Annotated in this window: 25 protein-coding genes; 3 read left to right on the top strand and 22 right to left on the bottom strand. The window is 44.8% G+C overall.

The window, feature by feature from the left end; genetic code table 11:
* Positions 1-147 precede the first annotated feature (147 nt).
* Positions 148-483 carry a MarR family winged helix-turn-helix transcriptional regulator gene (locus tag BC351_RS02240; protein ID WP_079409071.1) on the top strand — a complete coding sequence of 112 codons (336 nt, stop codon included), beginning with the start codon at positions 148-150 and terminating at the stop codon, positions 481-483.
* A 215-nt stretch (positions 484-698) separates the two neighbouring features.
* Positions 699-2,021 carry a voltage-gated chloride channel family protein gene (locus BC351_RS02235; protein WP_425270892.1) on the top strand — a complete coding sequence of 441 codons (1,323 nt, stop codon included), beginning with the start codon at positions 699-701 and terminating at the stop codon, positions 2,019-2,021.
* A gap of 410 nt (positions 2,022-2,431) precedes the next feature.
* On the opposite strand, the gene BC351_RS02230 is transcribed toward BC351_RS02235, so the two are convergent.
* The 8 genes from BC351_RS02230 to BC351_RS02195 form a co-directional block, all read right to left on the bottom strand.
* Positions 2,432-3,379 (bottom strand): acetylxylan esterase, encoded by a 948-nt coding sequence (locus tag BC351_RS02230; protein ID WP_079409070.1) that lies wholly within the window; start codon positions 3,377-3,379, stop codon positions 2,432-2,434.
* Between the two features lie 212 nt (positions 3,380-3,591).
* Entirely contained in the window at positions 3,592-4,587 is a 996-nt protein-coding gene (locus tag BC351_RS02225) for an aldo/keto reductase (RefSeq protein ID WP_079409069.1), read from the bottom strand.
* 73 nt (positions 4,588-4,660) lie between these two features.
* Positions 4,661-5,038 carry a hypothetical protein gene (locus BC351_RS02220; RefSeq protein ID WP_079409068.1) on the bottom strand — a complete coding sequence of 126 codons (378 nt, stop codon included), beginning with the start codon at positions 5,036-5,038 and terminating at the stop codon, positions 4,661-4,663.
* Between the two features lie 82 nt (positions 5,039-5,120).
* Positions 5,121-6,029: an S-layer homology domain-containing protein gene (locus tag BC351_RS02215; RefSeq protein WP_079409067.1), complete on the bottom strand. Its 909-nt coding sequence runs from the start codon at positions 6,027-6,029 to the stop codon at positions 5,121-5,123.
* 104 nt (positions 6,030-6,133) lie between these two features.
* Positions 6,134-6,697, bottom strand: a complete 564-nt coding sequence (locus tag BC351_RS02210; RefSeq protein ID WP_244208855.1) for a CBO0543 family protein — start codon at positions 6,695-6,697, stop codon at positions 6,134-6,136.
* Positions 6,698-6,835: 138 nt separating this feature from the next.
* Complete coding sequence (locus tag BC351_RS02205) at positions 6,836-7,702, bottom strand: SDR family oxidoreductase (protein ID WP_079409066.1); 867 nt, start codon at positions 7,700-7,702, stop codon at positions 6,836-6,838.
* Positions 7,703-7,805: 103 nt separating this feature from the next.
* On the bottom strand, positions 7,806-8,222 hold the full coding sequence (locus BC351_RS02200; protein ID WP_079409065.1) for an Rrf2 family transcriptional regulator: 417 nt from the start codon (positions 8,220-8,222) through the stop codon (positions 7,806-7,808).
* Positions 8,223-8,289: 67 nt separating this feature from the next.
* Entirely contained in the window at positions 8,290-8,646 is a 357-nt protein-coding gene (locus tag BC351_RS02195; protein ID WP_079409064.1) for a hypothetical protein, read from the bottom strand.
* Positions 8,647-8,866: 220 nt separating this feature from the next.
* Between BC351_RS02195 and BC351_RS02190 the strand changes: the two genes are divergently transcribed.
* Positions 8,867-9,211, top strand: coding sequence for a DUF1904 family protein (locus BC351_RS02190; RefSeq protein WP_079409063.1), 345 nt, complete (start codon positions 8,867-8,869; stop codon positions 9,209-9,211).
* Here the strand turns inward: BC351_RS02190 and BC351_RS02185 are convergent.
* From BC351_RS02185 to BC351_RS02125, 14 genes are all read right to left on the bottom strand, one after another.
* A complete protein-coding gene (locus tag BC351_RS02185) occupies positions 9,204-9,671 on the bottom strand; it encodes a CcdC protein domain-containing protein (protein ID WP_079409062.1) in 468 nt (155 codons plus the stop codon). The genes BC351_RS02190 and BC351_RS02185 overlap by 8 nt on opposite strands.
* 187 nt (positions 9,672-9,858) lie before the next feature.
* Positions 9,859-10,278, bottom strand: a complete 420-nt coding sequence (locus BC351_RS02180; RefSeq protein ID WP_079409061.1) for a GTP pyrophosphokinase — start codon at positions 10,276-10,278, stop codon at positions 9,859-9,861.
* 17 nt (positions 10,279-10,295) lie between these two features.
* Positions 10,296-10,553, bottom strand: coding sequence for a DUF2164 domain-containing protein (locus BC351_RS02175; protein ID WP_079409060.1), 258 nt, complete (start codon positions 10,551-10,553; stop codon positions 10,296-10,298).
* A 226-nt stretch (positions 10,554-10,779) separates the two neighbouring features.
* Complete coding sequence (locus tag BC351_RS02170; protein ID WP_079409059.1) at positions 10,780-11,064, bottom strand: hypothetical protein; 285 nt, start codon at positions 11,062-11,064, stop codon at positions 10,780-10,782.
* A 41-nt stretch (positions 11,065-11,105) separates the two neighbouring features.
* Positions 11,106-11,495 (bottom strand): hypothetical protein, encoded by a 390-nt coding sequence (locus BC351_RS02165; RefSeq protein ID WP_079409058.1) that lies wholly within the window; start codon positions 11,493-11,495, stop codon positions 11,106-11,108.
* A gap of 15 nt (positions 11,496-11,510) precedes the next feature.
* Positions 11,511-12,557 (bottom strand): rod shape-determining protein, encoded by a 1,047-nt coding sequence (gene mreB / locus BC351_RS02160; protein WP_079409057.1) that lies wholly within the window; start codon positions 12,555-12,557, stop codon positions 11,511-11,513.
* Between the two features lie 297 nt (positions 12,558-12,854).
* Entirely contained in the window at positions 12,855-13,565 is a 711-nt protein-coding gene (locus tag BC351_RS02155; protein ID WP_079409056.1) for a class I SAM-dependent methyltransferase, read from the bottom strand.
* Between the two features lie 16 nt (positions 13,566-13,581).
* Positions 13,582-13,776, bottom strand: a complete 195-nt coding sequence (locus BC351_RS41335) for a hypothetical protein (RefSeq protein WP_144028240.1) — start codon at positions 13,774-13,776, stop codon at positions 13,582-13,584.
* 119 nt (positions 13,777-13,895) lie between these two features.
* Positions 13,896-14,744 (bottom strand): 3-hydroxybutyryl-CoA dehydrogenase, encoded by an 849-nt coding sequence (locus tag BC351_RS02150; RefSeq protein ID WP_079409055.1) that lies wholly within the window; start codon positions 14,742-14,744, stop codon positions 13,896-13,898.
* A gap of 24 nt (positions 14,745-14,768) precedes the next feature.
* A complete protein-coding gene (locus tag BC351_RS02145; RefSeq protein WP_079409054.1) occupies positions 14,769-15,923 on the bottom strand; it encodes an acetyl-CoA C-acetyltransferase in 1,155 nt (384 codons plus the stop codon).
* Between the two features lie 26 nt (positions 15,924-15,949).
* Positions 15,950-16,858, bottom strand: coding sequence for a methylisocitrate lyase (gene prpB / locus BC351_RS02140; RefSeq protein WP_079409053.1), 909 nt, complete (start codon positions 16,856-16,858; stop codon positions 15,950-15,952).
* 42 nt (positions 16,859-16,900) lie between these two features.
* On the bottom strand, positions 16,901-18,349 hold the full coding sequence (locus tag BC351_RS02135; RefSeq protein ID WP_079409052.1) for a bifunctional 2-methylcitrate dehydratase/aconitate hydratase: 1,449 nt from the start codon (positions 18,347-18,349) through the stop codon (positions 16,901-16,903).
* 19 nt (positions 18,350-18,368) lie between these two features.
* Positions 18,369-19,496: a citrate synthase gene (gene mmgD / locus BC351_RS02130; protein WP_079409051.1), complete on the bottom strand. Its 1,128-nt coding sequence runs from the start codon at positions 19,494-19,496 to the stop codon at positions 18,369-18,371.
* 28 nt (positions 19,497-19,524) lie between these two features.
* The gene (locus tag BC351_RS02125) at positions 19,525-20,676 is read right to left on the bottom strand and encodes an acyl-CoA dehydrogenase (protein WP_079409050.1); all 1,152 of its coding nucleotides are present in this window, start codon (positions 20,674-20,676) and stop codon (positions 19,525-19,527) included.
* Positions 20,677-20,754 lie beyond the last annotated feature (78 nt).

Genomic DNA, 20,754 nt, shown 5'->3' with positions numbered 1-20,754 from the left:
GTATACATGAATAGTATACTTGTCCTTTAACCCTACGTCGATGTGCATTTAAAATAAGACTGATTTCTATACCCCCATTTATTTGCACAGTCAAATATATTTCGGTATCATGTAAAGACAAAGATCGCTCGGAAGGAGTACAATTTCATGAAGAAATTGCAGGAAGATCAGCTTGCGGTTTGGCGAACCTTTTTAAATACCCACTCTACGGTCATCCGATTAATTGAGAAAGATCTCCTTGACCAAGATCAGGTCCCGCTAATTTGGTATGATGTGCTGGTCGCCCTGTATCAAACACCATCGAGAAAGATGCGAATGAGCGAACTTGCCGATAAGGTCGTTTTGACACCAAGCGTCATAACACGGTTAGTTGAACGCTTGGAGAAAGAGGGCTATGTCCGTCGAGAGCGGACCGAGGAGGATCGCCGCGGCTCTTATGCCGTGCTCACACGCGAAGGCAAACGTGCCTTTTTAAAAGCCTGACCAATATATGAACAAGGGATTCTTTCCTATTTCGTCCGTCATTTAGAAGAAGATGAACTGCGCATTATTCAAAAAGGCTTAGCACGCATCCATGCGGAGTCTACCTCGGTCGCTAAGACCTGAGCGCACTATTAAACCACAGATAAGGCTGCCTTTCGGCAACCCTTTTGGCATAACCCTCCTCTAATTATTTAAGGTTAGGAGCTTAATTGAACGTGACAAATGGATCTGAAACCCCAAAACGCAAGCTTATTGCCTATGCCGAGAAGTATTTGCATGTTGCTTTATTTGGTGCTTTGCTGAAATGGTTATTCTATGGCAGTCTAGTAGGCATTCTGACCGGCTCCGCCTCTGCTCTATTTCTTGCAAGCCTTGACGCAGCCACGATTCAGCGTGAAAGTCACCCCTGGCTGTTATTTCTTTTGCCGCTCGGCGGGGCATTTATGAGTTATTTATATGTGAAATACGGCAAAAATTCAGCAAAAGGCAATAATCTGATTTTAGAACAAATCCAACATGGACAAGAAACAATCCCGTTTCGAATGGCTCCACTGGTCCTGCTTGGAACGATCTTGACTCACTTATTTGGCGGTTCAGCAGGCCGGGAAGGCACTGCGGTACAAATGGGCGGAAGCTTTTCTGAACTCATTGGCAGAGTATTCAAGGTGGATGAAACGGACCGCAAAATCCTTTTAATGTGTGGCATTAGCAGCGGATTTGGCTCCATATTTGGCACCCCTCTGGCAGGAACGATATTCGGCATGGAAGTTGTTGCATTAGGTCTTGTCCGGTATCAAGCACTCATCCCTTGCTTCATCGCAAGCTTGGTGGGCAATCTGATGACTACGGCATGGGGCATTCAGCATATCCATTATCATATCGGAACCATTCCTCCATTCACCACAATGCTCCTAGTAAAAGTAGTGATCGCTTCTATTCTCTTTGGATTGACAAGTCTTTTATTCAGCGAGCTCACACATTGGTTGAAAAAAATCTACACCCTGCTATTTATAAATCCTGTCATAAAGACCTTCGTGGGCGGATTAGTCATTATTGCATTAGTGGTTATTTTTGGCACGAGAGACTATCTGGGATTGGGAATTCCGTTGCTCCAGGACGCATTTGAACAACCAGTCGCGCCCTTGGCTTTTCTTTGGAAAATCCTATTTACGACCTTGACACTTGGAGCGGGCTTTCAAGGAGGCGAAGTCACACCTCTTTTCGTTATCGGTGGAACGCTTGGAAATTCTCTATCCAGTATTTTGCATGTCTCTGCCCCATTTTTGGCCGGCCTTGGATTTATTGCTGTTTTCAGTGGTGCAACGAACACGCCTCTCGCCTGCTTTATTATGGGAATTGAGCTTTTCGGCTCGGAAGGCGCCGTCTATCTGTTCATTGCTTGCATCATTAGTTATTTATTTTCAGGTCATTCTGGTATTTACACTTCACAACAAATTGGGGTGTCGAAATCTAAGCTTTATTTCTTACCTGCCAACGCAACGCTAGCGTCAATTAAAAACAAAGCAAAAGATAAGTAAGCGCATCTTTCTACTTTTCAATTTCGCCGTCTTTGGACGAAAATCAATAGGGCTGTCCCACTGGTCGCATGACCAGTGGGCAGCCCTTTCCTATTTTGCCAAGCTTTGAAAAACAGAAAAAGGCGCTGCCAAGTAGATGGTTCTACTTGGAGACAGCCCCTTTCGTTATTTAAGCTCGCCTTCCAAAACCTGCGATTCTGCATCTTTATTCTGTTCGGAATAGCCAAGATCATTAATTCCCTGCAATTCTGCAGGTTTTCGTGACCTTTTCTTGATTTTCGGGTGGAAAATCAAGAAATGCCTGCTTATTTGCAGGTATTACTACTTTTCACTCGATTTCGTTGAAAAAGCCTGCACAATCGCAGGTATTCGCACTCAACGAGCAACGCAGCTCAGTCGTTTTTGTCATTTTAAAGCCATTGTGAGAAAAAAGAATGTCCTGCCGAGTGAAAGCCAACAGGCATAGAATGCCCCATAAATGGATGAACCTCGAGCGATTTCTGCGAAGAAGCGATCCGATTATAGGCGGCGAAAACGGTCTCTGGCAAGCAGGTCGTATCTTTCAACCCAACCGATACATGGACAGGCAAACTGATTTGGTGCGCCAAATTCATAATATCGAAGTAGCTCAGTGTCTGGAACACTTCCTTCTGGAAGTGGGGGAAGCGGGTTACGAATTCCGCGGCTTCGCTGAGCGAACTCACCGACTGAAGCATGCCCAAATCCATATGGCACATATTCGGGATATGAGCAATTGCCGCCCGAATTCTAGGCTCAAGAGCTGAGACTAGAAGCACCAAGCCCCCGCCTTGACTCGCTCCAAAAACAAAAACTTTGTCAGGATCGATCTCCGGCATATCCATCGCACACCTTACAGCACATAACCCATCGATAGCTAAAGCCCGATAATAGGATGTCTCTGGATCAAGGATCCCTTGTGTTATCCATCCTTTGGTCATTCCATTAAGCTGGGGTAATCCGTTGCCGGTTTCCCCTCCTTGTCCGCGCACATCAATCGCAAGTACCGCATACCCCATAAGCAGCCAAGCTGCGTGATCCTCTGGTTCTCCCTTAGAACCAGTATAGCCATGGTAAATGACTACACACGGGATCGGTTGATCCAACTGAGCGGATGGCAGCATGTACCAAGCGTGGAGCGACGTATTCGCTGCCCCTTCAATCACAACTTTATAAACTTCAGCCTGAAGGAATGGTGAATCGACCAGATTGCGTGTATAACGGACGGATTCAGCAGCTTCCAGTTGAACTCGATCCCAAAAACCCTCAAAATCCGCTGGTTTCGTTAGTTCAGGCCTATATTGATGCAGCATCTGAATTCGAGCTTCTATTGCATTCATCGAATGTATGACCTCCTGCTTTTGGATAAGAATTAATAAACGTTTCGAGTCCATCCCAATTTAACATGAGTTATTAAATATAATCAATTGTAAATTTACTAGAATTTAGTAGTGATCTTCTTCAATTTAGGAAAGAACAACAAAAGCGCAGTCTCTAGAAAAGAGCTGCGCTTTTGTTGTTCCCAATTCGGGCAAGTCCCTACTAGGTTTGATTAATTGGAAGAATAAGGCCGCGCAAACTTGGCGATAAAGCGGTTCGGATATTCAGGAGGGAGAGCGCTCGCTTCGTCTAACAAATCCCATATTTCTTTGGGCATTGTCCAGCCTACAGCCCCCATGTTATCGTTAAATTGCTCAAGTGTACTGGCTCCGAAAATGGGCGAAGTAATCCCATCTCTTTGCAAAAGCCAAGCAAGAGCAACTTGGGCCGGTGTTTTATTCAGTTCTCGTGCTGCAGTATGTACGGCATCCAGAATGGCGAAATTCCGCTCAGTTCCACGCAGTGCCCAGGAGCTCTCGCCGACTTTTGACGTCAAGCGTCCCGTTGTTGGTTCTTCCTTCGTATAACGCCCCGTAAGAAATCCGCCTCCAAGCGGCGCCCAAGGGATAACCCCTACCTTCTCTTCCAAGCACAAGGACATCATTTCGCGGTCCATTTCACGGCTGACAAGGCTATATTGCGGTTGAATCGAAATAAATCGGACATACCGATTGGCATCACTGCAAGCAAGGGATTTCATCAGCTGCCAAGCAAAAAAGTTGGAACATCCGATATATCGGACTTTTCCCGAAGTGACTAGATCATCCAGAGCACGCAGCGTCTCTTCAATTGGTGTTAGATGGTCCCATACATGGACCTGATACAAATCAATATAATCCGTGTTCAGCCTTGCAAGGCTTTCTTCCACGCTTTGCATAATGTGCTTGCGTGAAACACCTGCGCCATTTGGATGATTTGCTGTATTCATTCGCACTTTGGTGGCCAAAACAACCTCAGAACGACATTCCTTGATTGCTTGCCCTACAATTTCTTCGGAGCGGCCTGATACATAAACATTCGCCGTATCCAGAAAATTGCCGCCCTGCTCCCTGAATTGATGAATCATCCGAATTGAATCACTCTCACTGGTGGTATTTCCGAAAGTCATTGTCCCCAGACAAAGCTCTGATACGGCAAGTCCGCTTCGTCCAAGCATTTTAAATTGCATCCGACTATTCCTCCCTACATTTGGTTATTTAAATCATACCACAGGCAGAAGAGATAAGGATAGTTTGGCATATTTACAAACGGACTCTTTGAATAGCTAGTTTAGCTTTCTCTAAACCCTGTCTACAATCAACGGATGTTTGAATCCCATCGTAATGCTGCAGCATGAAGGAATGAACAGCCTCCTCGAAGTCTTTCGACCTTTCCAAGGTCAACCCAAATGCTTCTTCAGCACTAATAAGCGTATATGCTTCATCCAGTTGTCGCAATTCATACATGTCTTCATCCAAGCAGTGATATAAATGATATCTTTTCACGTTAAATTGCAGCTCTAGCATAAATAACCGAGCATTCACGTTCAACTTTGTCGTATTTGTTATTGTTATATGCTCCTGAAAACCATTCGTTTTCAAATGGCTCACCCATTGTTGATTGATTTTGTCTAAATACATGGCATCACCCTCTACGCGGATTTATCAATTGAGACAAAAAAGCAGTGTTTTCCCCTATTGGAAAAACACCACTTTTAGAAAACTATTCGTTAACAGCGGCCGGTTCTGCAACGGCTTTATATTTGGACGAAACATAAGTAACAGCTTTAGGCTCCGTAATGACCATCGCATTCATGGAATCCGGTTTAGGATCTGTCAATGTATAAGAAATGACCGCATTTCCATCCTCATTGAAATTGATGCCCGTGATAGCAATCTCATAACCGGAGCTTGGCTTGGATTCACGGGAGAGCGTTATTTTATTAACGTCATCATTGACTTTTTCAACAGATACCGTCACATTCTCCTTGATTACCGGCTGCTCAGAATGGGCTGCGAGTACTTTCGCTGCATTGTACACCCATGTCGCTGCTTCGCCGCGCGTAAGCTCGGCCTTAGGATTCAACTTGCCATCTTTATCAAGCGAAGTAATTTTGTAATGGATCATGCGCAGTAAAGTACCTTGGAATTCAGGAGTCATTTGATCTTCATCCTTGACCTCGAGTTTGATGTTGATCATAGGAAAGTTGCCTTTCTTCTCTAAAGCTTGCATCAGCATATGTCCGAACTGTTCACGCGTAATTGTTGCATTCGGGTTCACATCTTTCGGAATATCTACTCCGTTATATTGGGCGATGACGAAGGCATTGGCAAACCAAGCATCATCCGGCACATTTTTAAAAGTATCTGAAGCCAGCGGCTGTTTCACGAAATCAATCAGTTCCAGGTTTAAATCCAAGCCTTTCACAATAAGCTGCACGCTTTGCGCATAACTAATTTTACCCTTTGGCACAAAATGATCACTGTCTACCCCGCTGACGACACCTTGCTTATATAGGGCTGAGATCGCTTCTGCTTGTCCGCTTTCCACATCCGAAAAGGCAAAAGCCGTGTTAAACGTCAAGCTTCCCAGTAAGATAGACGACAAAGTCAATGTAGCTAATTTATTCATAGTTTCTAATCTCCTTTTAATAAGTTATTTTTAATTACTCGTACCGAGTTAACTTATTAACGGGCTGATCATATAAAATGTTGCATAAGTTTCCAAAAAAAACGCTAAGAGTGAGTTTGATAAGATTGCTCTGTATTCGTAGTTGACATTACAATCCCAGCAGGTATAGCTGATGCTGGTGGCTCTATTCTTGCATAATGAGAAGTTTGAAGCGACACGAGTCTTCGTACAAGCCCCACAAATCCGCGTATGGTAAACAACGTAAAATTAATTGAGGCAAAGGTATGCAGGATCGTCCATGAATTCCATTTAAATAATCTTGTTTTCTTTTCAAATGCCCACTGCAGAATAGACATTGGCACGCTGAAATATAAGCTGCGAGTAATCATCTCTAAGGGTTTGCTTTGATAGGTCCATCTGACCCAAATGACGCTTAACAGCGGATAAAACAATAAATCGTACAACACATTGGTATCAAACGTTTTGGGAAAAGGACGAACCGGATAGGCAATTCTCTTTCTCTTGATAAAATACGAGTCCATCGTAGTGGAAAGAACCCCTTTTGCGAAAAAAATCGTTAAGTTCATCAGTAAATTTTTTCGTTTTAATATAAATGGCGCTGCGGCCACTGAACCCATGAACAGCAATCTTAGCAATATTTTTTCCACCTTCGTGCCTCCTTCATGTTGTCACTGCCTGCTTCCTACCTAATGTTCCCCGTAGTCACCCGCACGATTCCAAAAAAAGAATGCTCAATGCAAAAAAAAAGAGACCAAGAATTGGCCTCTCTACTTTACGAGATTGTATTATGCCTGTAACCCAGCAATAATCTCTTTCAGAACTTGACGCAATGGAGTTGCCTCACGGCCAAGAAGGGTCTGTAAATCGCTGCTTGTCACATCCAGAACTTGATCGCGAATCGCACTTTGAATAGCGACAAGTATAGGAGCGACCTGCTCAGGAACACCAGCACCAACCATGATTTTCGCGTAAGTTTCATCATCAACCTGCTGCACTGGAATCTCGCGACCAAGCACTTCAGACACAATCCCTGCGAGGTCAGCATACGTGATCGGCACGCCGGAAAGCTCATAAATTGTATTCTCATGACCGCTTCCCAGTAAAACATTAGCAGCCGCTTGCGCATAGTCCCCGCGGGATGCCCAGCCAACTTTTCCTTGCCCTGCGGAAGTGACTAGTGGCGCTCCTGCCAAAATGCCTTGGATCGCACCCACTTCATTCTCAATGTACCAGTTGTTCCGTAAGAATGAATAAGGAATGCCCGTACCTCGGATTGCTTCTTCTGTCGCCCGGTGAACCGGTGCTAGGAACAGTTCCGTTTCTTCCGCATTTGTAACACTTGTATAGGCGATAAAACCAACGCCGGCTTGTTTCGCCGCAGAAACAGCAGCCAGATGCTGGCGAATCCGAGTTTCATTATCCCCTTGAGTCGAAACGATCAACAGGCGATCAACACCTTGGAAAGCCTCTGCTAATGTTGCTGGTTGATCAAAATCACCATGGCGTACATCCACGCCAAGCGCACGCAGATCACTCGCTTTATCCGTATCCCGCACACTAATTGCTAACTGTTCTGCTGGCGCAGAGGCAAGCAATGCCTCAACCACTTTCGAACCCAATTGTCCTGTCGCACCCGTTACTAAAATTTTCATCTAAATAACCTCCATCGTTTATTATATTTGGTTAGAATCATTGTTGTTGTAACTATATTGGTTACAACAAATTTATAAAAAATAGCTCATTGAAGAGCTTTTTTTATTCAAACTTCGTGATCAAATGCTGCAAGGAAACTTGAGATAACTTCTGTTCCATCGCATCTTGAGCCTCACGCAATTCTGCGCGCAAGACTGACTCAATATTTTTGCCTACCGTACAAAGCGGATTAGGATGGTTATGGAAGTTAAACAATTCCCCATTCTCAATAACTTCTACAGCACGATAGACATCAAGCAAAGTAATCTGATCTATGTCCTTCGTCAACCTCGTACCTCCAACGCCAGCTCGGACTTCAACAAGTCCGGCTCTCTTCAGGAGACCGATAATTTTGCGAATGATCACAGGATTCGTATTCACGCTGCCGGCAATGAAATCACCTGTACACTCAGATGGTACTGTCGCGACCAGAGATAAAATATGGACGGCAATTGAAAATCGACTGCTGATTTGTTTCATTGTTTATCACCCACCGGTTGTAACCAGTATAGTTCTAACGAAAAGAAATGTCAATTCCATATTTTTATTAGTTGGCTATTTGATTTAATTGCTCCTGAATTTGATCTCTGATTTCCAATGGGTTCTCAATCTGAAAAATGACTTTGGCAAACTCATGGTCATCCAGCTCCAGTGATACTACATCATTATGATTTTCATAGGAAATAAAGCACCATCTGTTCCCAATGAGAAAGCGCCCTTCTCGAATATCTCCAATCGAAGTGCCAACACGGATTTGAAACATAGAAACCTTATAATCTTCCACAGATACGCGCGAAATCTTCGAATAGGGAATCTCGACTCGGCGTTTTAACGCGGCTGCACTGACAATTCCCGCTAAATGCAGGATGAGCATATCCTTCGTAAACTCAATTGTTCTCGACATTGAACGACCTCCGTTTGTAAGATTGTCGGGGTTAATCCCCTTGTATGTTCCCACATTCATTTGGAAACACCTATAATACGTCCGAGAGTTTCATATCGTTCACAGCATATCTATCTAAGAATGAGATTGATTTCATCTAATATCGATTTTGTTTTTAACAAGTTAATTCTTTAGAATGAATAAATTCGCTCTTTAAACACATCGTAAAGAAGGAAACTATATGCCTTTTCTCAGATTCAAAGGTTTTCAAAAGGATTTCATTGCTTCCATTTCACCTGACATCATCCAAGAATTCTCCAAACTTACAGGGGTTGTTCAAGAAAAAGTGAAAATCGAGCTTCTTCTCATTGAACAGCTGAACAATTCTCCGTTATCCTTAGAAATTCTTATGTTTCCTAGAGAACAAGAGATGCACGATCGTATTGTCCAAGCACTCTATGACTTATTAAATGCGCATGGCTTTGGCGATGTCCATATCTTCTTTATCCTTCTATCCCCTCATCTGTACTATAAGGAAGGTCAGCCTTTGAAAACAATTCAGTCCGAGTCATTGACCATTACGTAAGCAGTCGTTGAGACATGCGACGGAATTTCGTGAAGCTTACTAGCCGCCATACAACAATGTAGCTAAAAGTGACTAAGTTAAAGAAAAAAGCAAGCGTTGAAGCATCCATACTCGTTATGGTTTCAACGAACACAAAACGAAGTGCAAAGATACCAATCAAGATAATGATTACCGTTTTATTGTTCTTAAAATAAGTACCGTCTGACCGAACTTCGAAATTGGTCGTTATAATAAGCGGGACCGCTACGACAAGCCCGATTAAGATGGCTGTGATGGCTTGATTTCCTTGGATATGCAGCTTGGGATCGAACAATTGAAATAAAGACGTTGAAATGTACAAAATCGGCAATAATAAAGGGCTGCCCGTTTTCTTAATCGGCTTGTGCATCCCTCGCATTAATCCGCGCAGGATCATCAGAAAAATCAAAATTGAAATACATAGCGATACGGTTGCGTTCATGTTATTTCCTCCTAAAGTGTTTATCGAATAACCTAAGTATCACTGATTTAGGATTCATCTAACAGTGCATATAGTAACCTAAATCGGGTGACTTATGTCATTCAATCAACCTCATACCTCAAGAGGCCAAAACAGACAGTCAAGACTCGATAGCATCCAGTCCTGATCTGTCTGTTTCTTTTCGTTGTTAAAATTTCAATGCTTGTATGGCTTTCTTGTACTTATCTATTCTGGCATAATCATGCTCAGTTGGATTCGTAATTCGGTTGATATTACTATTGTCTTCTAAGTCCAGAAGCTTTACTTTCGTCGCTAACGGATTCAATTTGATCCTCTGGATAAAAGCCTCATAGGATTCATTTGCTCTTCTTGTCAAACAATCAAGCGCCTCAATAATAAGCTGGGAGAATCCTTCTTTTTTCAAGTCGAACAAGGTCATACTGGAATCCTCAACGACATCATGCAGCACGGCTACAATGGATTCATCCGTAGTTTCTGCATTGCTTGCCAGCCGAATCGGGTGTAGTATATACGCATTTCCGCCTTTATCTGTTTGACCGTCATGGGCTTTGGCCGCGATGAGAATAGCTTTGGTTAATGTGCTCATTTCTGAAGACTCCTTATCTATCGTCGATTGAAGGTAATAGGCTTCTCAATCGCATGGAGATCATCTTCCAGAGCAACCATTTTATCGCCAACCAGTTTCAGCGCATCCTGAATAGCTTGGTTGTAGATATAAGGGCCGAGCTCAGCAATCATATAATCAATCAGGAACTCCGCAGAAAGCTCCCCGATCTCTTCTGATCTCTCTTTGTAAAAATAGTCCTGTACTCGGCTTACGAGCTCGTTTTTTTGTTCCTTCTCTAATTTCAACTTTAACATGATAACATCCTCTTCCTCTGGAAATTGACAAAAGTGAAACATGAATGATGGAGCCTCACTAATCAGTTTACCAAGTTTCGGAATATCCGTAAAATGCCAAGTGTAGTGCAAAAGGAGAAGCGGCCTGCTTCTGAGGCTGAGCCTGCTTTTTTGGCAGGCAACATATAAAAAAAGCTGCCCCCAAGTAGATTATCTACTTATCGGACAGCCACTTTCCTACCTAGTCTTAGTTATACGTAATTTTCAACTCTAGCTCCGCAGCACGAAGCAAAGCACCATCCGAAAACTTAGGCTTCTTATATCGTTGCTCGAAATCTTCTTTTGACAGAGGTACCCACTTGAAATCTTTATTCTGATAGATCCAAGTTTTCTTTCCCCAATCTACATGAACAGTTCGATTCGTCACCTTTTTAACGACGCCAATTTCAATGATGACACCGGTTTTACCGAATATCTTCGCACAGTATTTGTTCAGCATTTCGCTCATTGCAACACCCCATTTCTCTAACACTCGCTCTATTCTCTTATAAATGACGAGTTATTGCAACAGGGTTACCCTAGCAATCCAATGGTTTGCAAGGAATGTATGATCGCAGCAGCGATATCCTCACAGGCATCATCTCCCCGAAATTCATCCAGAAACGATTTGCGGAATACGCTGCGAATAGCTGTACTAAGCGAAGCTATCTCTAAATCAGCCAGATGCTTGGTTATGTAAATGGTAAGCGTGCGCGCTTCTCCTTCATACTCATCATCAGAAGAATTGGCATCCAATAAAGCAATGGGGTCCCATGCGTCAAAATAGTGCTTCACAATCTGCATAATCGGTGTCGGATCGTAAGAAAGAGTGCTCAAATACGCATTTTCCTTCAGAATTTCCCTCTTAATGCTCCACATCAAATAATTCATTTTCGTTTGTTCCGAAACGGCTCTAAATTTCAATGCCAAAAGCCTCCTTTATTGGACGCTTTCACGATCTTCCGGTATCTCTATGGTAGTAGACCGCTCAATGATCGCCCCATTGAAGTTTAGCATTTTCCCCGTGCCCAGGGCAATACATGCCATCGGATGTTCGGCAAGATGAACCGGCACACCTAACTCTTGTTGCAGCCGTTTATCTAATCCTTCGAGCAATGATCCTCCGCCGCATAAAAGAATTCCCTGTTCCATCACATCACCAGCAAGCTCAGGCGGACATTTCTCCATCGTCAGTCGAATGCATTCCACCAAAGATTGCATGAAATCGTCCAGAATCTCATAAATTTCATCGGAAGAAATCGTGATGCTTCGGGGAAGTCCCTCCATAAGGTCACGACCACGAATGTTCATTTGAACATTTTTAACAGGCTTCATGACAGCTGCGACATTTTTTTTAATATCTTCCGCCGTCCGCTCTCCAATGATCATGTTGTGGGTTCTTTTTACATACTCAATAATATCTTGATCAATGGACATGCCGCCGCGCCGAATGGATTCGCTCACAACGATACCTCCAAGAGATATGATCGCGACTTGACTAGTACCACCACCGATATCAAGCACCATACTGCCGATGGGTTCTGCAACAGGCAACCCAGCTCCCATAGCAGCTGCCAAAGGCTCTTCGACCGTAAGCGATCTTCTCGCACCTTTGTGTACGATCATCTCTTCCACAGCGCGTTTCTGCACATTCGTAATACCGCAAGGCACTGAAATCAATACATGGAAGCTTCGGAACCAATTGAACCCACTTTTTATTTTGCCGATAAAATATTTAAGCATCGCTAACGTCATATCGAAATTGGCGATAACGCCATCCTTCAAAGGATACACGACCTCCACATTCGCTGGCGTTCTTCCAATCATTTCATAGGCTTCCTGACCAAAGGCTTTAATTTCCCCCGTATCCGTTTGAATGGCGACAACAGATGGCTCTTGCAGAACAATACCCTTGCGCTGTTGATAAATAAGCGTATTACACGTGCCCAGATCAACACCGAACAGTTCTTCCATTCTCTTTAACATGACTCGCTCCTTCTCGCTGTTCAATAGACGTTGCCCATAGTAGCGTGTATATTAGTTGATTATGACTTGACTGCATCTTAATAGTTGTTCGCACCTAACAGCCGTTCTGCGGGGGTATGACAAAAAGCGCTGCCCACCTAGCGGTAAGCAGCCCGTTTCAAATAAACCTTATTTTCTTCTGGAATTGAACGAATCGACTAATTGTGTAGGATACTCTCCCTCCGTTTGAATCAATCTCAATTTGATCCGAATGAGCAACTCTGATTTCAGTAAGCATTCCACTCACTCTTCTTCACATCATGAAATTTGGCGAGCCACATAGGTCAAACACTCACTGTATAAAAGCACTTTACGCTCATTTCTCTCAATGGTAAAAGTTAAAGGCTTAACAAGATTTTGCAAGATTTCCCAACCTTCATAGGCTTTTGAAAGCAATAATTCTGTGTATTCAGTACTCAAATTCACTTCCATCATCGGTGCTAAATTTGCCCCCGTCAAAACTTCTGTTTCTTTGACTTCTGTATTGATTATTATACAATTAATGCCATTAACTTTCGTTCCTTGCACCATATTCCTTATGATTTGGTTGCATTTCCTTTCAGATTCCGCATGTTCAAGCGAAGAAACAGCAATAATGTAGTCATACTTTTCCTTTGAAATCACATAATCCCCAATATCCGATTCATACGTTTTTATATACGGACTTACCTCATATTTCTCACTGTACTCTCTTAACTTCACTAGTGCAGAAGCAAGAATATCGACACAGTCTACTTGTCCGTTACGATTTTTCAACGTTTCAGCAATAGGAATACTATTTCGTCCGATGCCTGATCCAAGATCAAGCACGTTCAATTGCTTATAGGCATCAAAAGCAGATAGCGTATCCATAACTGATTTGACAGGCTTGTTCAACCAAGACCCAGCTTCAAAGAGAGTATGCTGATCATAGCAAGCTTCATGATATTTTTTTTCAGCAGCTCTTATCTGTTTAATTCGAGCATCCATCCGAACTACTCCTTTTTTATCTGGCTTTCTTTCCAAGCAAATAAATCAATACAAAATAAATCGGAAATATGATTAAACCAAGGAACATGATCCAAATGGTCCAATACATGCGAAGATCACCCTGCACTTCATTATACGTTATAAAGCCATACATCACACAGACCAGCCAAATACATACAAACATATATCCGATCGTGTAGGATCGTTTCACATCATTTCAGTCCTTTGCCAGCATAGTTGTACTAACTCTTTCTTCAAATACCATAATATTCCTCTTTTTTGATTAAAAAAAGACAGCCTCATTGAATCTAGACTGTCTCATCTACAAATTTAATAGGAATAAAATCCTTGCCCTGACTTCCGTCCTAACCTTCCTGCCTTCACATATTTGCGCAGCAATGGACAAGGACGATATTTGGGGTCCTTAAAGCCTTCATACAAGATTTCCATGATGGAAAGACAAGTATCCAGTCCAATGAAATCCGCCAGCTCTAAAGGGCCCATCGGATGATGCATGCCAAGTTTCATGACTTTATCAACCGACTCCACAGTTGCAACGCCTTCATATACCGTAAAAACAGCCTCATTAATCATCGGCATCAGAATACGATTGGAGACGAACCCAGGAAAATCATTCACTTCCACAGGAGTCTTCCCCATTCTCTCGCTCAAGTGGTAGATCTCCTCGAATACCTCCTGCGAGGTCTCAAGCCCTCGAATCACTTCAACCAAGGGCATAACAGGTACAGGGTTCATAAAATGCATGCCGATTACTTGGGAAGGACGTTCTGTCACAGCGGCGATTTCCGAAATCGGAAGTGAGGACGTATTCGATGCCAGAATAGCTGATGGGCGGCAAATGCTGTCCAGCCTATGAAATAAGAGGGCTTTCAAAGCCATATTCTCGGAAATTGCTTCGATAACAAGATCTGCTTGCTCTGCAAGCTCTAAAGATTCAGTCAGCTGGATGCGACTCAAAATTTCTGCCATCCTATCTGCTGTGAGCTTCCCTTTCTCCACACTCCGGTAAAGATGCGTGTTGATTGACGCCATTCCTTTGTTCAGCATATCCAAGGAATTATCGTGCAAAAGCACCCTAATTCCTGAAACCGCAGCAACCTGTGCAATCCCGCTTCCCATTTGACCTGCACCAACAACCATCAGGGTCTGAATGCTCATCGAATCTACCTCCAGCCAGTGGGATTACTGATCCACTTTAATAAGTATTGCGTCCCCTTGAGCAGTTCCGCTGCAAATCGCCGCAATTCCATAACCCCCGCCAATTCGGCGAAGTTCGTGGACTAGGGTCAAAATGATGCGTGTACCACTAGCACCAAGAGGATGACCCAAGGCAATCGCTCCCCCATTCACGTTGACAAGATTTGTATCCCAACCAAGCATTCGCTCGCAGGTTAACATAACCGCTGCAAATGCCTCGTTGACTTCAAATCTGGCAATTTGATGAAGTTGGATGCCTGTTTTGTGCAGCAGCTTCTGAATAGCTATCGCAGGTGTAGTCGCAATATATGGCGCACGTTCACCAACAGATGCATGCCCAACAATCGTTGCAAGTGGTGTTATTCCTCGTTCTCTCGCCTTCTCACTGGACATCATAATCAGAGCTGCTGCTCCGTCGTTCACACCAGGAGCATTTCCAGCAGTGATCGTGCCGTCAATCATTAAGGATGGCAATGCAGCCAGTTTCTCAAGACTTGAATCCTGACGGGGACCTTCGTCCCTTTTTATCTCAAGAACTGGAACAATTTCTTCAGCCAAATATCCTTTGCGGGCTGCCTCATTAGCAAGCACATGGCTGCGCAGCGCCCACTCATCCTGGGCTTGACGACTTATTGCCAATTCATTAGCCACATGGTTCCCGTGAACATGCATAGGCACATGATGAAAAGCGCACATGAGACCATCGTGCATCATCAGATCAATGATCTGCTCATTCCCCATTCGTGCCCCCCACCGAGTGCTTGGCAGCAAATACGGGGCACTGCTCATACTCTCCATTCCGCCTGCAGCAATGATTTCAGCATCTCCCGCGCGGATAATTTGGTCCGCTAAAGTCACGCTTCGCATTCCTGAAGCGCACACTTTGTTTATTGTCTCCGTCGTGACAGACCAATCCAAGCCTGCCCACCGAGCCGCTTGTCGTGAAGGAATTTGGCCAGTTCCTCCTTGGAGCGCCATCCCCATAATCACTTCATCAATCTCAATGGGATCCAATGAAGAACGTTTGATTGCTTCTTGAATCGCCGTTCCACCAAGCACAGAAGCAGGAATTTCTTTCAGTCCCCCTCCAAATTTACCGAATGGCGTGCGGGCACCTCCTACAATGACACTTTCTCTCATGACGCAGTCCTCCGTCTCGTCCTACACTACTCCTTGTCAGGTAGAACAGATTTCGCTATCTGCTTATCCAAAGCTTCATAATCGAAATATCGAATCGTCTCGTATAATTCATGACGAGTCTGCATGTATTCAAGGGAGGCTTGCTGTGTACCTGTTTGCTGAATTTCATCAAAAACTTTCTCATAAGCTTTGGCAGCAACTCGCAAGGAAGTGACGGGGTAGATAACCATCCGATAGCCCCAACTTTCAAACTGTTCGGCTGTCAAATAGGGAGTTCTTCCAAACTCTGTCATATTGGCAAGTAACGGACAGTTCACTTCAAGGCCGAACCGTTGGAATTCGGCTGGATGCTCCAGCGCTTCCGGAAAAATAGCGTCTGCGCCAGCGGCCGCATACTGCTTCGCACGCATAATAGCTTCCTCTATCCCATCCACACTTTTGGCATCCGTGCGTGCAACCAGATATAACGTTGGGGCGACCGTTTTGATCGTTTGGATTTTTTGGATCATTTCTTCGGTGGAAATAAGCTTCTTGCCGCTCAAGTGTCCACATTTCTTCGGCAGCTCTTGATCCTCAAGCTGAACGGCAGCAACCTTCGCCTCCACCATTTCCTTCGCGGTTCGCGCCACGTTAAGAATTCCTCCGAAGCCCGTATCAATATCAACCAACAGAGGAAGTCCAGAAGCTCGAATCAAATCACGCGCACGTTCGGCGACCTCATTGGAATAAATTAAGCCAAGATCAGGCAATCCTCGACTAGCCGTATACGCTGCACCTGATAAATAGATAGCCTTGAAATGAGCTTGCTTAGCTAACCTAGCAGCCATGCCGTCATGTGTTCCAGGAATTTTGACAATTGGACCCGCTTCAATAAGCTGACGAAACGAGGCTGCCAACTGCTGTTGACTGGGTTCATTTTCAATCAGCCATGACATAGTAACCTCCCTGAAGCTAGATTTCATTAACATGGTGGAAGCTCAACCTACAAACAGAGACATGAATTCATGAAAAGGCGTTTGAATCAAGCGTTCATAATTCAGGGTTTTATCTAAAATTTCTGCTGTTCTTTTCTGCGGGAAGCGGGTCAACAGATGGGCTTCAAACTTGTCTCTTACTTTCGGCAAGCCTTCTTCTCTTCGTTTGCGATGTCCAAGGGGATATTCACAAGCCACATTCTCCGTCATCGTGCCATCTTTGAATTGGATTTGAATCCGATTCGCAATCGATCGTTTATCCGGGTCCAAATAGTCTTTGCTGTACTGCTCATCTTCAACGACAACCATTTTCTCTCTTAGCTCATCTATTCGCGGGTCCTTCGCGACCGAGTCTTCATAATGCTCCGCAGTCAACGTGCCAAATAGAAGTCCAATAGCAACCATGTATTGCAAACAATGATCACGATCGGCAGGGTTATGCAGCGGTCCTTTCTTATCAATAATTCGCATCGCTGATTGATGGGTTGTCAACGTAATGGTAGCGACCTCTTGCCATCGATGCTGCACCAAAGGATACAGCTCAAAGGCACATTCAACTGCAGTTTGAGCATGGAATTCAGCGGGAAATGATATTTTGAATAAAATATGCTCCATCACATAGGAGCCCAGCGGCCGTCCTAAGGTAAGCGGCTTCCCTCTGAATAAAACATCCTGAAATCCCCATGTTGTAGCGGAAAGCGCCGATCCATACCCCATTTCTCCTCCAACAGCCATAAGCGCCAATCGCACTGCTCGGCTTGTTGCATCTCCGGCTGCCCATGATTTGCGCGAGCCCGTATTTGGCGCATGCCGATAGGTTCTAAGGCTAGCACCGTCAATCCATGCATTAGAAAGGGCGTTGCCTATCTCCTCCTTGCTTCCTCCAAGCATGGCGGTTGCTACGGCAGTTGATGCGATTTTCACCAGATGTACATGATCTAAACCAACCCGGTTCAAGCTGTTCTCCAGAGCCAGCACACCTTGAATCTCATGAGCTTTGATAGACATCGTAAGCACATCTTTGACCGAGAGCGGCTTCTTGCCTACGGCCACCCTGCTGCGGCTAATATAGTCAGCGAGAGCGAGAATACTGCCCAAATTATCTGAAGGATGCCCCCATTCGGCTGCAAGCCACGTATCATTGTAGTCAAGCCAGCGGATCATACAGCCAATATTAAAAGCCGCTTGAACGGGGTCCAGCTCATAACTCGTTCCTGGCACACGTGCTCCTCCCGGTAATGTAGCCCCCGGTACAATCGGTCCCAAGTGTTTGGTGCAATCGGGAAAACGCAAGGCAAGCAATCCTGTTCCTATGGAATCAAGCAGCACAAACTGGGCAATTCGATACGCTTCCTCACTCTCTATGTCCGTATTAAGTGTATAATCGGCAATTTCCTCAATTAATGAGTCAAACGGCACTGCCTTATTAACGGGGGAACCCGAACCGCTCATTCGCATTCCTCCTTTCTGCTTAGTGACTCTCACTGACAGCAGGATGTAGATCTCGAGGTCCTGTGTAATGAACACGAGGTCGAAAAAGCCGATTGTGATTATGCTGTTCAATGACATGCGCGCTAATCCCTACCGTTCGAGCTGCAAAAAAGACTGGCGTAAACAAATCAATCGGAATACCCAGCAAATAGTATACTGGTGCAGCATAGTAATCCAAATTCGGGTGCAAATTTTTCTCCCTGAGCATGACTTCTTCGCCTAATACGCACATATTGTAAAGCTCAGGTCGTTTCTTAATAATTGCGAGCTCGGCTAATGCCTTTTTCATCAGCAGGGCGCGGGGGTCCGCTTTATTCATATAAACGCGATGGCCGAAGCCCATGATCCGTTCACGCTTATGCAGCTTCGAGAGCATATGGGCTTCCAGTTTTTCTTCGGAACCCGCTTCCAGAAGCATCATCATTACCGCTTCGTTGGCGCCCCCGTGCAATGTGCCTTTCAGGGAAGCCACAGCTCCGGTCAGCGCGCCATACAGATCTGATTGTGTTGAGGCGATAACACGCGCAGCAAACGTAGAGTTTGGCATTTCGTGTTCACTGTATACAATCAAGGATTGATCAAAAATATCTTCCTCTAATTGCGTTGGTATTTGCCCTGTTATCATGTACAAGAAATTAGCGCTGTACGATAAATCCATATCCGGCTCGATAAATGGCTGTTTCATCTTGGAACGATATGCATAGGCTGCAATTTGCGGCACTTTTGCCAGCAGTCGAATCGCTTTGCGATCATTGGCCTCTTGAGACCGATCATCCAGCTCTAGTTCATAGCTGGCTAGAGCAGATATGCCAGTACGAAGGCTATCCATGACATTGGCTTGTTCTGGCAGAAGTTCGATTATAGAACGTATGTTCTCTGGCAGTCCATAAGCCTCCTGTATTCTCATTTCCATGTCTCGCCGTTCGCTTAACGTGGGCAACACGCCCTCAAGCAGCAGTCCAACGATATCGAGATACGTGACCTTTTGAGCTAGTTCGATGAGATCATAACCACGAATTACAATCTCTTCTTGTTCCACATCCAAATAAGAAATTGCCGTTTCACTGGCTATGACGTTTTCAAGTCCAGGTCGGTGCAAATCACTCATTTCATCGCACTCCCTTTCTCTACTTCAGCTATTTGGTTTCATCCATAAGCAGCATACGGGAAATGACAATTCGCTGTATTTCGTTCGTCCCTTCATAAATTTGCGTTACTTTCGCATCGCGCAAATAGCGCTCAACTGGATATTCTTTCGTGTAGCCGTATCCTCCGAATATTTGTACGGCTTCAATCGTCACCTGCATGGCCGTATCACTGGCAAAAAGCTTTGCCATCGCAGCCTCCTTGCCATAGGGCAGGCCCGTGCTTTCCCTCCATGCCGCCTGATAGGTAAGCAGTCTGGCCGCTTCAATCTTCGTCGCCATATCGGCGATCTTAAAAGAGATCGCTTGCTGCTTGCTAATCGACTTGCCAAATTGCTTCCGCTCCTTGGCATAGGCAACCGAAGCATCCATGGCTCCTTGGGCAATTCCTAGCGCCTGCGCAGCAATACCGATACGCCCTCCTTCAAGGCATTTCATGGCGATCTGAAATCCATCACCAACCTGCCCCAGCAAATTATCGGCTGGAATACGGCAGTTGTCGAATCTCATTTCGATCGTCGGAGAGGAACGGATGCCCAGTTTTTTTTCCTTATGGCCGAAAATAAAGCCGGGAGTGCCCTTTTCAATGATGAAGGCACTGCATCCTTTCTGCCGCTGCAGCAGATCCGTCATCGCAAAAACAACATACACGTCCGCTTCTCCGCCATTCGTAACAAACAGCTTCGAGCCATTGAGGAGAAAGCTGTCTTCCTCTTGTTTCGCGGTTGTGCGCATCGCACTGGCATCTGAACCTGAACCGCTTTCAGTCAAACTGTAAGCTCCTAGCTTCTTACCTTCCGCTAAAGGACGCAGATACCTAATCTTCTGGTTCTCCGTTCCATACTTGTAGATCGCCCAGCTAGTAAGTGAGGTATGCACGGATAACATAACGCCGGTAGACGCACACACGCGGGAAATCTCCTCAACCACGATGGCATATGTCATGAAATCAGAAGCAAGCCCGCCATAAGCTTCCGGCCATGGGATACCTGTTAAGCCGAGCTGCCCCATTTTGTCAAACAAGCTGCGATCAAATCGCTCTTCCTCATCTCGCTGCGCAGCCGATGGTTCTATCTCGTTCTCGGCAAATTCGCGTACCACAGAACGAACCATGACCTGTTCCTCCGTGTAGGACATTTGCATGCGCCCACCACCTTCCACATGGCTGACTGTACCTGCAGGGTCTGCCTTGGACAAGCTCTGTCATTTGCCATAGTATCG

Origin of the sequence: Paenibacillus ferrarius (genome assembly GCF_002027705.1) — a bacterium.
Taxonomy (GTDB): Bacteria; Bacillota; Bacilli; order Paenibacillales; family NBRC-103111; genus Paenibacillus_E; species Paenibacillus_E ferrarius.
Note: the sequence above shows the minus strand (reverse complement) of the source record. Positions and strands in the feature narration are given on the sequence as shown.

Coding starts and splice junctions, on each gene's coding strand:
- BC351_RS02240 (WP_079409071.1), top strand. CDS start 148: ATGAAGAAATTGCAGGAAGATCAGCTTGCGGTTTGGCGAACCTTTTTA.
- BC351_RS02230 (WP_079409070.1), bottom strand. CDS start 3,379: ATGAATGCAATAGAAGCTCGAATTCAGATGCTGCATCAATATAGGCCT.
- BC351_RS02225 (WP_079409069.1), bottom strand. CDS start 4,587: ATGCAATTTAAAATGCTTGGACGAAGCGGACTTGCCGTATCAGAGCTT.
- BC351_RS02220 (WP_079409068.1), bottom strand. CDS start 5,038: ATGTATTTAGACAAAATCAATCAACAATGGGTGAGCCATTTGAAAACG.
- BC351_RS02215 (WP_079409067.1), bottom strand. CDS start 6,029: ATGAATAAATTAGCTACATTGACTTTGTCGTCTATCTTACTGGGAAGC.
- BC351_RS02205 (WP_079409066.1), bottom strand. CDS start 7,702: ATGAAAATTTTAGTAACGGGTGCGACAGGACAATTGGGTTCGAAAGTG.
- BC351_RS02200 (WP_079409065.1), bottom strand. CDS start 8,222: ATGAAACAAATCAGCAGTCGATTTTCAATTGCCGTCCATATTTTATCT.
- BC351_RS02195 (WP_079409064.1), bottom strand. CDS start 8,646: ATGTCGAGAACAATTGAGTTTACGAAGGATATGCTCATCCTGCATTTA.
- BC351_RS02190 (WP_079409063.1), top strand. CDS start 8,867: ATGCCTTTTCTCAGATTCAAAGGTTTTCAAAAGGATTTCATTGCTTCC.
- BC351_RS02185 (WP_079409062.1), bottom strand. CDS start 9,671: ATGAACGCAACCGTATCGCTATGTATTTCAATTTTGATTTTTCTGATG.
- BC351_RS02180 (WP_079409061.1), bottom strand. CDS start 10,278: ATGAGCACATTAACCAAAGCTATTCTCATCGCGGCCAAAGCCCATGAC.
- BC351_RS02175 (WP_079409060.1), bottom strand. CDS start 10,553: ATGTTAAAGTTGAAATTAGAGAAGGAACAAAAAAACGAGCTCGTAAGC.
- mreB (WP_079409057.1), bottom strand. CDS start 12,557: ATGTTAAAGAGAATGGAAGAACTGTTCGGTGTTGATCTGGGCACGTGT.
- BC351_RS02155 (WP_079409056.1), bottom strand. CDS start 13,565: ATGGATGCTCGAATTAAACAGATAAGAGCTGCTGAAAAAAAATATCAT.
- BC351_RS02150 (WP_079409055.1), bottom strand. CDS start 14,744: ATGAGCATTCAGACCCTGATGGTTGTTGGTGCAGGTCAAATGGGAAGC.
- BC351_RS02145 (WP_079409054.1), bottom strand. CDS start 15,923: ATGAGAGAAAGTGTCATTGTAGGAGGTGCCCGCACGCCATTCGGTAAA.
- prpB (WP_079409053.1), bottom strand. CDS start 16,858: ATGTCATGGCTGATTGAAAATGAACCCAGTCAACAGCAGTTGGCAGCC.
- BC351_RS02135 (WP_079409052.1), bottom strand. CDS start 18,349: ATGAGCGGTTCGGGTTCCCCCGTTAATAAGGCAGTGCCGTTTGACTCA.
- mmgD (WP_079409051.1), bottom strand. CDS start 19,496: ATGAGTGATTTGCACCGACCTGGACTTGAAAACGTCATAGCCAGTGAA.
- BC351_RS02125 (WP_079409050.1), bottom strand. CDS start 20,676: ATGCAAATGTCCTACACGGAGGAACAGGTCATGGTTCGTTCTGTGGTA.